We start from the raw sequence: 15,635 nt of genomic DNA, 5'->3' as shown, positions 1-15,635 counted from the left end.
GATATAGAAGTTTCAAGTACTATAATTTTTTTAGGAAAAACTGTATAGAAACATGAGAGAGTTGAAATGATAAATTGCTGATAATCAGCATGAGTGCCCCAGTTTTTAAGCATAAAATAATCCTCCTTTGAAAACATGTCTTTAGGAGGAGATTTTCAAAATTTTACAGACTTGTCAAGCGTTTTATTCAAAAAAAATGGGGGAATTAACAAAAATTAATGATACTACAAACGAGTAATCACAGGCTCTAAAGAGTTTCCGTGAGAGCTCATATTAATCTAGGGGGAATCAACATGAAAGATATGATTATTCCGAATTTTTGGGATATGCATTTGGCTCATAAAGAAAAGCTTATATTAAACCAAAACTTTTTAAATGATGATAAATTATTAGAAATTGAAGCTAAAAAAACTGAAGAAATTCGACTAAAGCTAGGGCTTGACGGTATTGTAGGTGATCTCCAGTATGTTCTTATAAATACAGAACTTGACAGACAAGAAGATGCCGTAAAAGATTTTTTAAGATATACTGGCCATGATTTATATGATGCAATGGAAAATCAGAATGAAAAAATATTCGTACTAAAGAATACATCTATAAGCTCTGCAGACTTTTTAATAAAAGCTAGAAAAAAAGGCGAAAACCCTTATTTAGACTTTAATATTCATCCAAGCACTAAGCATTTACCAAACACAAGGTTAGAAGCTTTTGTATTTAAATGCAGTAATGTTAAGAAATACTATGAAATTCAAAAATCTAGAGGAGTTAATTTTTTAAGTGATAACATAATTGAAACTGATAATTATTACTATATTCAAACTACACCTTCTAGTTTCACTGGATTTTCCTATGGGCTAATAGAATGGAAAAACGAGGAAGGAAATTACTCAGATAAAAGCTTTACTTCTTTGAAATTAGATATTAAAAAGCCTACTGATAGCTATCTTAATAATATAAAGGCTCTTGACCATGCAGCTACAAGAATACTTTCAAAGGATAGGGATGCAGCAATACTTGAGCTTATGGAATTAACTAATTACAATTTTGATTTCGCAATATATGTGAAATCCATGAATTCTATTACGTCGGTTGCAAGAGTTGTAGATGGACATTTTTCCATGGTATTCACCTCTGGAATTAAGCCTTATGTATCTGATAAAGAATCAGGACCTACTGAAAAATTTGTAAATAATTATGGCTCAAGAGTGCATCATCTTGCTTTCCATACGGAACATATTGAATATACCTTCGAAAAGCTAAAAGAAAAGGGAATGACCTTTTTAATAGACTTAATAGGTTCCCCAGAGGAAGGTTTAAAACAAACATTTAGCTATCCATCTAAAAATACATTCTTAGTAAATGAATACATCTATAGATACAATGGATTTGAGGGATTCTTTACAAAAGAAAATGTAGCGGATTTAACTGGGGCAACGTCAAAGCAATAGTTTTTTTATGATGAGAATATGACAGTTTTTAAGGGATGCAAAAAATTGCATCCCTTAAAACTTTTATCTTAAGTATGGTTTGTAAGTAACTCTTCTACAATTAATTCTAAAGCTAAGGTCTCCCTTTCGATAGAAAAACCCATTGATTTTTCTTGGTTTGCAATTACATCTTTATTGTGCCTAATAGCTTCATATATATCAATCCAAATGGACGACATCCCATTAGCTATTTCATAATCTTCAAGATTTACATCTTCAAAATCATCATCTATTTTGCAAATATAGAAATAAGATAACATATGAATCAAATCATACTCAGGTTTGTAATGCGGTCTATATTCATCAATATATCCAAACTCACTAATGACTTCAACATTTTTAGCACCGGTTTCTTCAGCAAGTTCTCTTTTTAGACCTGTAATTAGATCTTCATTAGAATCAACGCCCCCACCTGGAAAGCTATAATCGTTATATCTCTTTGTATATAATAGGAGGATTTTAGAGCCCTTTAGAATAATTCCTCTTGCTGCCCTTCTCTCAAATACTTTTCCATCCAGTTTTTTTACATTATTATGAATCAATTTCTTTATTAATCTCAAATCAGTATCTTCCTCTCTATATTATAAATTATTTTATGGGCTTTAAAAAAAACACAACTTAACTATTTTAACATAGAAACACAACTAGGGTAACTGTGACTTTGCAAAAATAGTGAATCATACAATGAGTTGTATTTAAGGGGACTATGGACTAAATTAATAATAAGATATAAAATATAAATAATACCAAAGTTTATTTAAAGGAGGCTTTATAATGGGTAAAAATCTAAATGCTAGAAAAGATGTAGATCAATCACTTACTTGGGATTTATCTGCTATTTATGCAACAGAGCAGCAATATGATTTAGCATTAAACGAACTTCAAGGGCTTATTTCCCAGGTGGAAAAAAATTATAAAGGAAGGCTGAATACAGCAAGCAATATTAATCAATGTTTGGATAAAGTGAGAGAGGTAGCTAAGATTTTGACCCTTACGGGATCTTACGCAGAGCTTTCAGTTTCGGTCGATCATACTAACAATGAAAATCAGGACAGAGCTATGAAATTCATGAATATAGCATCCGACATCAGTAGCAGAATAAGTTTTGTAGATAGTGAGATTATACAAGCAGATGAAACAATTATTGAATCTGCAATAAATGAGTCAAAGAAAAATAGCAATTACTTAAAGAATATAAAAAGAAATAAGGCACATGCACTTCATCCAGAAGTAGAAAGCGTATTAGCTGCTTTATCGGGAACATTAGAAGCGCCTTTTAGCATTTATGAACGAGTTAAGCTTGCGGATATGAATTTCAATAACTTTACTGTAGATGGAGTGGAACATCCACTTAGTTTTGGACTTTTTGAAAATGAATGGGAATATGAAAATGATACACTTATACGTAGAGCTGCTTTTGAAGCGTTCTCTTCTAAATTAAGGGAGTATCAGCATACTGTAGCAGCAACATATCAAACTCAAGTACAAAAGGAAAAAACAATGGCAACACTTAGAGGGTTTGATTCCGTTATAGACAGTTTGTTATTACCTCAAAATGTAGATAGGCAGTTATATAACAGGCAGATAGACTTAATTATGGATAAATTAGCACCTCACATGAGAAAGTATGCAAGGCATCTTCAGAAGATACATAAATTAGAGGAAATGACCTTTGCGGATTTGAAGATTGCAGTTGATCCAGGCTACGAGCCTAATATAACAGTAGAGGGGTCTAAGAAATATATTGAGGGGGCATTATCAATCCTTGGTGAAGATTATCTTACGATGATTAAAAGAGCCTATGATGAAAGGTGGATTGATTTCGCACAAAACAAGGGAAAATCTACAGGAGCATTTTGTGACAGTCCTTATGGGAGTCATTCTTTCATTTTAATTTCTTGGGCTGAAAAAATGGCAGAGGTCTTTACACTAGCTCATGAGCTTGGACATGCAGGACACTTCAATTTATGTAATGAAAGCCAAAATATTTTTGATACAGAGGTCTCAAAATATTTCGTAGAAGCACCATCTACAATGAATGAGATGCTCATGGCAAATTATCTTATGAAAGATAATGATGATCCTAGATTTAAGAGATGGGTTTTATCCTCACTGATAGGTAATACCTATTATCACAACTTTGTGACTCACCTTTTAGAAGCAGCATATCAAAGAGAAGTGTACAATATAATAGATCAGGGTGGAAGCGTTCAGGCTACAAAGCTTAATGAGATAAAAAGAAGTGTACTTGAAAAGTTCTGGGGAGATGATGTGAGAATAAATGATGGAGCGGAACTCACTTGGATGAGACAGCCTCATTATTACATTGGACTTTATCCTTATACTTATAGTGCAGGACTTACCATAGCGACAGAAGTTAGCAAAAGGATTTTAAATGAAGGTAAGCCAGCTATAGATGATTGGAGAGAAGTACTTAAAGCAGGCTCAACTAAAACCCCAGTAGAGCTTGCAAAAATGGCTGGAGTAGATATAACAACAGAAAAACCACTACTTGATACCATAGATCATATTGGTAATATAATTGATGAGATAATAAAGCTCACTGAGGAAATAGAAGGTTAGATAGTATAAGTTTTAAGGTTAGCGGTATATTGATAAATATAAAACCAACCTATTTTAGAGGTTGGTTTTATATCGTGTTACCTGTTTAAAAGGTGATATGTAAATTAATCTACCGCCCATCGTCCTACTGTACTTAATATTGAAGGGTTAGAGTAGAAAGTTTTGAAAATTCTATAGAAATATAGTTCTTGTTTTGAACGAATTTCCACACCCTCTTCATTATAAATTCTAGCTATATCTGTTTTTAACTCTAAATCAGAAATGCATTTATTGAATTTTTCTTCAAGGAATCCTTTAGTTCCGCTTCCCTCAGAAAATTCTTCTTTTTTTCTCCACAATATATCATCGGGAATGTAGTCAGTACCGTCGAAGGCGGTGCGAAGAAGCCACTTTTCTGATATGATATTATCCTTTTGTTGAGGCATTTTCCATTTTGCGGGTATATTCAGTACAAATTTTATCAGTTCTTCATCTAGAAAAGGGACACGTCCTTCAATAGAATTTGCCATACTTAATCGATCCAAACGTTGTAAATTAATATTATGAATAGATCCGAGTACTCTTACGAGTTCACGTTTTAATTCTAACTCATCACTGATATTTTCCAAATAGGCATAGCCGCTAAAAATTTCGTCGGCACCTTCGCCAGAAAGTATAACTTTTACATGTTCAGCCGAAAGTTTAGATACAAAGTAAGTTGGAATAGCGCTTCTCACAAGAGAAGGGTCAAACGACTCCAAATTATAAATTACTTTTGGAATTGCCTCCAGTATATCCTGTTCCGTATAGATATATTCATGATGATCTGTTCCGAGATATTTTGCTACATGCTTCGCAGCAGCCAAATCTGGACTTCCTTCAAGCCCTATACAAAATGATTTTATTGGACCATCACCTTGATAGTATTTGCTAGCTATGGCAGCAATTAAACTGCTATCTAATCCACCACTAAGTAACACACCCAGAGGCACATCTGACATTAGACGTTTTTGGACAGCTTTTTCAACAAGATTTTTAATAGTTATAAGCGTCTCATCTAAAGGATATTGCTCACAAGAGGATATTTGGTCATTAATTATCTTCACAGTTCTATAAGGAACAAACCCATCTTCTAGTGTGAAATAGTTTCCTGGAGGAAATTCAATGACATCATCTACAACCCCGTATAAGCATTTTAATTCTGAGGCAAAATAGTATTTTCCGTTTTTTTGACCGTAATAGAGAGGTTTAATTCCCAAAGGATCTCTGGCTGCAAATACAGATGGTTGACCACTTCGAGAATCTGAAATAATAAAAGCAAACATCCCATCTAAATAATCGATACATTTTTTTCCGTATTCTTCATACAAATGTAGCGCAACTTCGCTATCTGAGTTGTGTCGAAATTGGTGGTGCTGCAGATGTTCTTCTTTTAATTGTTGGTAATTATATATTTCACCATTACAAATAATCCATGCATTGTCTGATTCATTTGGGATGGGTTGAATTCCATCTTCGGGGCTGATAATAGAAAGGCGTTTATGCCCTAGCAAGCATTGCGGTGTTCTTTTTATATCGGATTCATCAGGACCTCTATGTTCCATAAGGTTCAGCATATTTATCATTAAGGATTCCTCGTCATTATCAAAGGATTGTCCAACTATAGCTGCGATACCACACATTTATTAAATCACTCCTACATTTTGCGGTTTTTAGCGCATCAATCGTGGCGCTTGCATACAGTCTAATTGAATGGGATAAAAATGGCAATGTTCATATATTTTGATTGACAATGATTACACAGGCTCAGTTGTGCACAAAATTGAATTTAAGCCATTTGAACAAACATACTCCGAAATTCAGATAGATACTTAATACCAGTTTATAGACTGTTTGAAAATGTATTGAACTTATTTTTGTTACATGCTACTATATAAGCATGGGAATAAATACATATTCTAAATATTTATGTCGGAAAAACAATTATTTATGCAGATATTATTGAGTAGTTTACAAAAAAAACTTTACCCCTAAAGTTAGCAGTTTGAATATAATTAAGCAGTATCTACCTTCTACAACATACCCAATCTTTACAACTTGCTCATTTTCTCTATATAGTATTTTATAAAAATATAATAAATTTTCACATTATTAATGAAAAATTATCAAATGTATGACAAAGATATTATTCTTGGTTATACATGTTATTTTTGTACCTATAATTTCATTACCACAAATTTAAAGGGGGTGTATTATGAATTTATTTAGTTTTTTCACTTCAAGATGGGAGACTATATTAGACCTTACAGTTGAGCACTTTATTATGGTGTTTACTGCAATGGTCATTTCCATTTTATTAGGAACCGCTGTTGGGATAATAATTACAAAAAATAAAAAAATTGCAACAATTGTATTGAATATTACAAATATCTTGATGACTATTCCAAGCTTAGCGCTTTTTTCTTTGCTTATTCCTATACTAGGAATTGGAGATGCACCGGCAATCGTTGGTTTAGTTGCATATACACAGTTACCAATTGTTAGAAACGTTTATACGGGAATTACAAATATTAAACCCTCTATTATTGAAGCTGCAAGGGGGATGGGACTTACAGAAACGAAGATACTATACAAGATTAAAATTCCGCTTGCTTTTCCATCCATTATGACAGGTATAAGAACAGCAACTGTAATGGGAATAGGGATAGGCGCCATCGCAGGTTATATAGGAGCTGGTGGACTAGGAGTATATATTTTCAGAGGGATAAGTAGAACAAATGACAATATGATTATAATCGGAGCAATATTAATTTCAATCATTGCTATAGTGACAGATAAATTACTTGAGAAAGTTCAAAAAAAATTTGAGATATAGATGGGGTTGGAGAAGATGATAAAATTTGAAAATGTTACTAAAAGATATAACAATGCAAAGGTAGACGCAGTTGATAATCTAAACCTTCACATTAAAGAAGGTGAAATATGCATGCTAGTTGGACCATCTGGGTGTGGTAAAACAACAACCATGAAAATGATTAATAAATTAATCAAACCTAATTCTGGAAATATAATTATTGACGGAAAAAGTATAGAAAATACTAACACAATAGAATTAAGAAGAAATATTGGATACATTATTCAAGATATAGGGTTGTTCCCACATATGACAATTGCTGAAAATATTGCCACTGTACCAGTGGAATTAGGTTGGAAAAAAGATAAAATTGATGCAAGAGTAAATGAACTATTAGAACTCATGGAGCTTGACCCTAAAATTTATAGAACTAAGAAGCCAAGAGAAATGAGTGGTGGACAGAAACAAAGGGTAGGAGTCGCAAGAGCATTGGCAGCTAATCCTCCAATTATGTTAATGGACGAGCCATTTGGTGCTTTAGATCCAATTACTAGGGGTAAATTACAAGATGAATTTCTTAAAATTCAAAGAAAAATAAAAAAGACAATTGTATTTGTAACCCATGACATTGATGAAGCAATTAAAATGGGTGATAAGATTGCTGTATTAAAAGATGGAAAAATTCTTCAATTAGGTACACCGGGAGAAATTTTAACTAATCCTATTGATAATTTTGTATCTGAACTCATAGGTGGAAACAGTTCAATAAAAATGATGAACTTAATTAAATGCGAAAGTGTTATGCAAAAGGTTTATACAATGGATATAAATTTAACATTTGAAGAGTCAAAGAAAGTATTCTTAGAAGCTGGCGTTAATCAAATGGTAATCACTGAACATGGGAAGAAGGGGAATTATTATATTGACCTTAATGATATTTTAAAAAAGAAAGACAAAGTAAGTGAAGTAAAAAGAGAAATCTTAGACCGGGTCTATACTGATTCAACGGCAAAAGATGCCTTATCAGAAATGTTTACTACTGGGAAACACTACATTTTTGTAGAGGATAGCAGTCACGAAATCAAGGGTATAGTCACAATAAACAATTTACTTAAGGTGGTGAGTGATGGTGATAACAGTTCTATATAAGAAATCTAAGGAGTACATAAAAAATATCGCCATAATTTTTGTTTTAATAGCTATTGGTGTTATCTTAAGCATTTATGTTGTTGAAAATCCTCAAGATACCTTGGTTTCAAGATTAGTTAGTTATAATAAGATTACGGCTTTATTAAAACAACATCTTTATATTGTTGGAATATCAAGTGGGTTAGCTATATTGACAGCAGTTCCCATAGGTTTACTACTAACTAGGCAAAAATTCAAAAAATGGACCTCTAAAGTAGTAAGTATTGTCAATGTGGGGCAAACGATTCCAAGCTTAGCTATTGTTGCCTTGCTTGTTGGTATACTCGGAGTTGGAGCTAAAACTGCCATTGTTGCTTTGTGGATATATTCACTTCTACCTATTTTAAACAATACATTAATTGGTGTGGGAGAAGTGGATAAGGCTATTATTGAGGCGGCAAATGGAGTGGGAATGAAGGCAAGTCATGTTTTGAGTAAGGTAGAAATTCCCTTGGCTATGCCAATGATAATCGCTGGGATTCGAACAGCAATTACTATCAATATAGCTTCAGCTATACTAGCAGCTTTTGTTGGTGGTGGTGGTTTAGGGGATTTGATTATTGCTGGAAATAATGTTAGCCGTATACAAGTTCTTGTGTTAGGCGCAGCCCTACCGGTACTTATGGCACTTATTGCCGATTCTATTTTTGGAATGATTGAACAAAAAATAAAAGTATAAAAAAGGAGAAATGAATTATGAATAAAATTAATAAGAAATTAATAACAATGGGTGTTGTATTAGCAGTGGTACTTACGACATTAACCGGGTGTGGAACAAAAAAAAATACCATTAGTGTAGGTTCAAAAGAATTCACTGAGCAATTGTTACTGGGTCAAATTACTGTGCTAGCTTTAGAAGATGCAGGGTATAAAGTTGAAGATAATACAGGAATTGCAGGTTCAGATAAAGTACGAAGTGCTCTTGTAAATGATGAAATTGATGTTTATTGGGAATATACAGGAACTGGATGGCAATCGCATTTACAACATGATAAGCCTTTGACAGAGTCACAGGATTGTTATGATAAAGTTAAAGCAGAAGACGCTGAAAATGGTATTGAATGGTTGAATTATGCGAACTTTAACAATACTTACACGGTTATGATGAGAAAAGCACAAGCTAATGAATTAGGGATTAAAACTATGAGTGAGTTAGGTGCTTATATTAAAGCCAACCCAAATGAACTAAATTTTGCAGCAGATCATGAATTTTCAGCTAGAGCTGATGGTTTGCCAGGATTACAATCAACTTATGGATTTGAGATGAGCGAAGATAAACTTTTAGTTATGGACAATGGTATTATTTATAAGGCACTAAAAGAAAAGCAAGCTGATATTGGTGACGGATTTTCAACAGATGGGAGAATCAAAGCTTTTAAGTTGATTAACCTTGAGGATGATTTATCATTCTTCCCAGTGTATAATCCTGCACCAACTCTTAAAAGTGAGTTTGTCAAAGAAAATCCTGAAGTTGCAGAGATTTTAAATAAAATTTCATCTAAATTAACGAATGAAAACATAACGCAAATGAATTACTTAGTAGATATTGAACAAAAGCAGGTAAAAGTTGTGGCAGAAGAGTGGTTGAAAGCAGAAGACTTAATAAGTAAATAGGCTTATTAGTAGCAAAATAAATTGTGTTTACGACCTTTGAGGGTGTTAATAAAAAACTAAAAAACACGTTATAGTTCCTAAAATTGGAACTATAACGTGTTTTTTAGTTCAGGATTATCTGCAATACAATGGAAAGTTTTCCGATTATATAGAATTATATAAGTACAATTAAATAATTTTCCGTAAAAATATTGACGTATAATTCTGATTATAGTATTATATTGTTATAGAGAGAATGAATTAGATATTAGGGAGGACGATGAATTTGGATAAAGAGAAGGTACTAGAGGATTTAAAGAGTATTTTATTAGAAGAACAAATTAACACAAATTATGAAGATTTATATGATGCAGCTGCTGATCGATATAAAAAATATGCAAAAGCTAAAAAAGTATTAGATGTTCCAGTACCTACAGCGATTGTGTTTCCAAAGACTGTGGAGGAGGTCAAAGCCCTTTTAATGTATTGCAATGAAAACAATGTTAATGTAATTCCGAGAAGTGGTAAGACTGCCACGGAAGGTGGCCTAGAAAACTGGAAGGAACTAACACTTGTAATTGATGGGAAGCATCTGAATAAGATTATTAAAATTGATGAATATAACATGGAAACAACTGTGCAAGCAGGAGTGCCGCTACAAGTACTTGAAGATGAACTCCGGAAAGTAGGATGTACAACTGGACATTCTCCACAATCTAAACCAGTTGCGCAGTACGGAGGACTCGTAGCAACGAGAAGTATTGGACAATTCTCAACTTTATACGGTGGAATTGAGGATATGGTAGTGGGATTAGAATGTGTTTTCCCAGATGGACATATTTCAAGAATTAAGAATGTTTCCCGTCGTGCGGGAGGACCGGATATACGACACGTTGTTATTGGTAATGAAGGAACATTATGCTATATTACAGAAGTTACGGTTAAAATATTCAAATTTTTCCCGGACAACAATAAGTTATATGGATACCTTATAAAAGATGTTGAATCTGGAATTAAAGTATTAAGAGAAGTTATGGTTAATGGGTATAGGCCATCTGTTGCACGCATATATTCCGAGGAAGATGCAAGACAACATTTCTATCACTTTTACAAAGGTAAATGTGTATTAATATTTATGGCTGAAGGAAATAAAGAAACAGTAAATGCTGTATGCACAGGAATTGAAGATGCTACTGAAAAATTCAATGATAGCATTATTGAAAAAGTAGATAGCAAACTTATAGAAGATTGGTTTAATCATTTGAACTGGTCTCAACAAGATATTGATGATGAGTTCCAAGGAATGGTTGATAATGACAAACATGACGGCTATACAACTGAAATTTCAGCTAACTGGGAAATGCTTCCTAAAATATATGATAGTGTTATTAATAGGATTAAAACTGAATTTAAGCGTCCAAATGACCTTACAATGCTTGGTGGACATTCGTCTCATAGTTACATAAACGGAGCTAATATGTACTTTGTATATAATTATAATATCAATTGTGAACCAGAAGATGAAATGAGAATATACCATCATCCAATACAAACAATTATTGTAGAGGAGACATTGAAACTGGGCGGCTCGATGTGCCATCATCACGGAATTGGCAAGTTCCGTAACGAATGGACAAAAGCAGAACATGGCAGTGCATATTATATATTAGATAAATTAAAAGAAGCTTTTGATCCAAATGGGATTATGAACTTTGGAACTATTTACCCACAAGAAGAAGGCATTAAATATCAAAAGTAACTACTTCAATAGGCTTAAGAGTAAATTCTTAAGCCTATTGATTCTTAATAAAAAGGAGAAAGCTAAAATTGAAAATAGTTTGTTTAGTTAAGTTCATTCCAGATGTGGATAATTTTATATATGATTATGAGAAAAATATATTGGTCAGAGAAAATGTAAATTTAATTCTTAATCCAGATGATGCTTGTGCCCTAGCTTTCGCTCTGAAAATAAAAGCGAAAAACCCTGAAACCTTTGTAGAAATAGTTAGTATGGGACCACTAAGCATTACCCCACAATTAGAGGATTTATTAAGGCTAAATGTTGATAAAGCAACACTTATTTCTGATAAGTTGTTTGTGGGAAGTGATACTTATGCAACAAGCAAAATCATAGCTAGGTGCTTAGAGGGTGAGAGCTTTGATTGCATTTTTAGTGGAACACACTCTCTAGATGGGGATACTTCTCACATACCAGCACAGCTTGCAGAACTTTTACAAATTAGTCAAATGTCTAATATTATTAGTATTCAAGAGGATAGTTTGGAAAAAGAAAGTGTAATTGTTGAGGTAGACTCAGAAAAAACATTCTATAAATATGAAATAGAGCTTCCAGCTATTTTAAGCGTGCAAAAGGAAAGTAAATACAAATTACCTTTTGTAAAGTATAAGGATTTAGAGCTTGATGTAAAGGATAAGCTAGCAGTAGTTACCAATCAAGAATTGGCCTTTAGTGAAGAGGAAGTTGGTCTTGAAGGTTCCTTAACAAAGGTATCTCGAACCTATGTTAAGGAACTTTATAAAAAAGAAAAAATCATTGTATGTAATGATGATGAGGGAATAGAAGTAGTATATCAATTTTTAAAAGACAAAGGATTTGTTTGATATGAAAAAAAGTTTAATTTATTTTGATGAAGAAGATTATCAAAATTCCATAGATTTATTAAAAGTAGTGAACCAAATTTATAAAGATACTGAATATGAAACCTATGCTATTTGTTTTAATGGAGATAATGAAATTGTTGAGGGTCAATTTGATTATTTGATTAGTATCCAAGATGAAGGAATTAAGAATTATGATATACTAAATATTACAAATATCATAGAAGAATTACATCATACCTTTGAATTCGATAGTATTATTATACCAGCAACACATCTAGGACGGATGCTTGCTCCAAGACTTTCAATGAGACTTAGAGTTGGACTTGTTGCAGATGTTACAAGCATTAATCATAATGAGGGTACCGTTGAGATGGTAAGACCAGCTTATAGCGGTAAGATTTTAGCTGGAATTGTTAATAAAAATTGCAAGCCCATTATGATGAGTGTTAGACCAAATGTGTTTAATCATACTTCAGATTATTCAAAAGAAACGAAAAAACTTAAATTTAAACCAACACTTATACAACGTAGTAAGATAAAACTTTTAGAAACAAGAGAAAAAGAAAAGGCGCGAGATATAAGAGAAGGTGAAGTTTTGGTTTCTGGTGGTGGTGGAGTAATTTGTAATTTTGAACATCTTTATTTATTAGCACATGAATTAAATGCAATGGTATCTGCAAGTAGAAGCATCGTTGATAAAGGAATTGCCACCCGTAGTATCCAAGTGGGTCAATCCGGAAAAACGGTGAGTCCCAAACTATACATTGCACTAGGAATATATGGTTCGCTTCAACATATCGAAGGACTTAAAAATATTGAAAATATAATTTCTGTAAACATCAATAAGGATGCGCCTATTTGTAGTTTATCAGACATTGTGGTTGAGGGAGATGCCGTAGAGTTTATTGATAGGTTACTAGAAAAAATAAAAGAAAATAAAATTTAGGAGGAGTAAAGATGAACATTATGGATTTCAAAATGGATTTTTTTTCTTTGAAAGGTAAGAATGCAATTGTGACTGGTGGGAATAGTGGTTTAGGACAGGCGTTCTCTGTTGCATTGGCAAAAGGTGGCGCAAATGTAATGGCAGCAAGTATTATGGATGATGATGGTGAAACAAAAAAATGGGTTGAATCTTGTGGAGTGGAGTATAAATACATTAATGCAGATATTACAGCAGACGAAGAATGTAAAAGAGTTGTTGATGAGTGTGTAAATACATGGGGTAGCATTGATATATTAGTAAACTGTGCAGGTATTTCTATAAATATTCAAGATGTGACTAAATTTACTCGCAGGGAATGGGATAAAATGCTTTCGATAAATTTAACAGCAGCATTTGAAATGATTCATGAATCATCAAAATATATGATTAAGCAAGAAAGTGGTAAAGTAATTAATATTGCATCTCTTTTTGCATTCCTTGGAGGACAGTGGTCTCCAGCTTATGCAGCGACAAAACATGGTATAGTAGGTCTTACTAAGTCTATGTGTGATGAATTGGCTCAATTTAATATTCAAGTTAACGCAATTGCACCAGGTTATTTTGCAACTAAGTTAACAGAACCTATAAGAAATGATGAAAAACGTAATAGAATAATCTTAGATCATATACCAGCCAACAGGTGGGGATATGTAGCAGATCTTATGGGGACAAGTGTATTCTTAGCAAGTTCTGCGGCGAATTACGTTAATGGCACTACTGTAACGGTAGATGGTGGTTATTTAATGAGATAATATTATAAAGTAAATAATAACCTAGCACAGGAGGAAGCGTATGTTAAATCAATATATTATAGCAATCGATGGTGGAACACAAAGTACAAAAGTAGTCATTTTTGATACATTAGGAACAGAGGTGTGCTCTCATACCATAAAGCTTCAAGAAATTGAACTGGGTGAAAACGGTAGGGCGGAACATCCTGGTGATGATTTGTGGGATAGCTTGAAGCTAGCCTTTGATGAAATGTTCAAAAAATTCAATGGCGATAAAAAAGACATTATAGGAGTTGGACTTGGCTCGATTAGATGTTGTCGTGCATTGGTTAAAGAAAATGGTGATTTGGCATCACCGATGCAAAGCTGGATGGATCTTAGATTATCAAGACCTTATGAACATGATGATGATAATGTGAAGTATGTTACAACTACTACCGGTTATCTTACTTATAGACTGACTGGTGAGACCAAGGATACAAGGTCTAACTATGTAGGTCCTTGGCCAATAGATCCAATAACTTTGGAATGGTTTAAAAATCAAGAAAAGTTTGATGAATTTACATCGCCAAGAGAAATGCTCTTTGATCTTGTTGATCCTTCCACAGTTATGGGGGAAATTACAGCTAAAGCGAGCGTCGCAACAGGTATACCGGAAGGCGTGCCAGTAGTGTCAACGGCAAATGATAAAGCTGTTGAAGGCCTCGGTGCAGGTCTTGTAAATGATGGAACATTGCTAGTATCATTAGGTACTTATATTACTTCAATGATGGTTGGTAATGAAAACATTCCCAGTACAGTGAACTACTGGAGTAATCCAGGAGCTACCAAAGGAGATTGGCTTTATGAAAGTAGCGGTATACGCCGGGGTATGTCAACTGTTACATGGATAAAGGATCTTTTGGGTAGTGATATTGTTAATGAAGCTGAAAAAAGGGGTATATCACCAGAAGGGTATCTAAATGTTCTAGGGGCCGAGGTGCCAGCCGGATGTGATGGTCTTTATACAGTACTTAACTGGCTAGCGAGCCCTGATAAGTTGCATCAACGTGGTATGATAATTGGGTTTAACGGTACGCATAAGGGTCAACATATGTTCCGTTCCATGCTTGAGGGAATCGCATTTACAATGAAGAATTATGCTAAGGCGATGTGTGATGAACGAGGTATAGAGCTATCTAATATTATTGTTAGTGGTGGCGGATCAAATGGAGAACTCTTTATGCAAATATTCGCTGATGTCTTTGGCGTACCGGCTCACAGAAATGTGGTAAATGGGTCTGCCAGCATGGGTGCTGCAATATGCACAGCCTTGGCACTTGGCGTTTATAAGGAAAGAGAAGAAGCAATTGAGCATATGGTGAAACGTAGAGACACCTTTATGCCAATTTATGAAAATGTGAAGATTTACAAAGATATAAATGAAAATGTTTATAAGTATATCACGGATTGCACTGATGAACTTTTAAAGAAATCACATGAGATTTTTAAAGAGAAGATACGCCACTTATAAAAACAAAAAAAACACCTATCAAATTATAAAGTATAATTTGATAGGTGTTTTAATATTTTATGGATAGTTAGAAATGTTTTCATTACATATCTCCTAGCTC

The 15,635-nt window shown here is 33.5% G+C and carries 13 protein-coding genes; 11 read left to right on the top strand and 2 right to left on the bottom strand.

Features of this window, described 5'->3' with window-relative positions; all coding sequences use genetic code 11:
• The first annotated feature begins 293 nt into the window (after positions 1–293).
• Entirely contained in the window at positions 294–1,448 is a 1,155-nt protein-coding gene (locus ACJAX4_RS14930; protein WP_435790255.1) for a hypothetical protein, read from the top strand.
• Between the two features lie 68 nt (positions 1,449–1,516).
• Here the strand turns inward: ACJAX4_RS14930 and ACJAX4_RS14925 are convergent, their stop codons facing one another.
• On the bottom strand, positions 1,517–2,047 hold the full coding sequence (locus ACJAX4_RS14925; protein WP_435790254.1) for an NUDIX hydrolase: 531 nt from the start codon (positions 2,045–2,047) through the stop codon (positions 1,517–1,519).
• Between the two features lie 214 nt (positions 2,048–2,261).
• Here ACJAX4_RS14925 and pepF point away from each other — a divergent pair, with 214 nt between their 5' ends.
• Positions 2,262–4,070 carry an oligoendopeptidase F gene (gene pepF, locus ACJAX4_RS14920; RefSeq protein ID WP_435790253.1) on the top strand — a complete coding sequence of 603 codons (1,809 nt, stop codon included), beginning with the start codon at positions 2,262–2,264 and terminating at the stop codon, positions 4,068–4,070.
• Between the two features lie 104 nt (positions 4,071–4,174).
• Here pepF and asnB read toward each other — a convergent pair whose 3' ends face one another.
• Complete coding sequence (gene asnB / locus ACJAX4_RS14915; protein WP_435790252.1) at positions 4,175–5,731, bottom strand: asparagine synthase B; 1,557 nt, start codon at positions 5,729–5,731, stop codon at positions 4,175–4,177.
• 572 nt (positions 5,732–6,303) lie between these two features.
• On the opposite strand from asnB, the gene ACJAX4_RS14910 reads away from it, so the two are divergent.
• The 9 genes from ACJAX4_RS14910 (at position 6,304) to ACJAX4_RS14870 (ending at position 15,535) form a co-directional block, all read left to right on the top strand.
• Positions 6,304–6,924 carry an ABC transporter permease gene (locus ACJAX4_RS14910; protein WP_435790251.1) on the top strand — a complete coding sequence of 207 codons (621 nt, stop codon included), beginning with the start codon at positions 6,304–6,306 and terminating at the stop codon, positions 6,922–6,924.
• A gap of 15 nt (positions 6,925–6,939) precedes the next feature.
• A complete protein-coding gene (locus tag ACJAX4_RS14905; RefSeq protein WP_435790250.1) occupies positions 6,940–8,052 on the top strand; it encodes an ABC transporter ATP-binding protein in 1,113 nt (370 codons plus the stop codon).
• Positions 8,030–8,770 (top strand): ABC transporter permease, encoded by a 741-nt coding sequence (locus ACJAX4_RS14900; protein WP_435790249.1) that lies wholly within the window; start codon positions 8,030–8,032, stop codon positions 8,768–8,770. Before ACJAX4_RS14905 ends, ACJAX4_RS14900 begins: the two co-directional genes overlap by 23 nt.
• A gap of 17 nt (positions 8,771–8,787) precedes the next feature.
• The gene (locus tag ACJAX4_RS14895) at positions 8,788–9,705 is read left to right on the top strand and encodes a glycine betaine ABC transporter substrate-binding protein (protein WP_435790248.1); all 918 of its coding nucleotides are present in this window, start codon (positions 8,788–8,790) and stop codon (positions 9,703–9,705) included.
• A gap of 265 nt (positions 9,706–9,970) precedes the next feature.
• Positions 9,971–11,443, top strand: coding sequence for an FAD-binding oxidoreductase (locus ACJAX4_RS14890; RefSeq protein ID WP_435790247.1), 1,473 nt, complete (start codon positions 9,971–9,973; stop codon positions 11,441–11,443).
• A 68-nt stretch (positions 11,444–11,511) separates the two neighbouring features.
• The gene (locus ACJAX4_RS14885) at positions 11,512–12,306 is read left to right on the top strand and encodes an electron transfer flavoprotein subunit beta/FixA family protein (protein WP_435790246.1); all 795 of its coding nucleotides are present in this window, start codon (positions 11,512–11,514) and stop codon (positions 12,304–12,306) included.
• A gap of 1 nt (position 12,307) precedes the next feature.
• A complete protein-coding gene (locus ACJAX4_RS14880; protein WP_435790245.1) occupies positions 12,308–13,252 on the top strand; it encodes an electron transfer flavoprotein subunit alpha/FixB family protein in 945 nt (314 codons plus the stop codon).
• A gap of 11 nt (positions 13,253–13,263) precedes the next feature.
• Positions 13,264–14,043, top strand: coding sequence for an SDR family oxidoreductase (locus tag ACJAX4_RS14875; protein ID WP_435790244.1), 780 nt, complete (start codon positions 13,264–13,266; stop codon positions 14,041–14,043).
• Positions 14,044–14,083: 40 nt separating this feature from the next.
• Positions 14,084–15,535, top strand: a complete 1,452-nt coding sequence (locus tag ACJAX4_RS14870) for an FGGY-family carbohydrate kinase (RefSeq protein ID WP_435790243.1) — start codon at positions 14,084–14,086, stop codon at positions 15,533–15,535.
• The last annotated feature ends 100 nt before the right edge of the window (positions 15,536–15,635 follow it).

Source organism: Clostridium sp. (assembly GCF_051278035.1).
Taxonomy (GTDB): domain Bacteria; phylum Bacillota; class Clostridia; order Clostridiales; family Clostridiaceae; genus Clostridium_AD.
The sequence above is the reverse complement of the archived record's forward strand: the minus strand, read 5'-3'. Positions and strand labels throughout refer to the sequence as shown.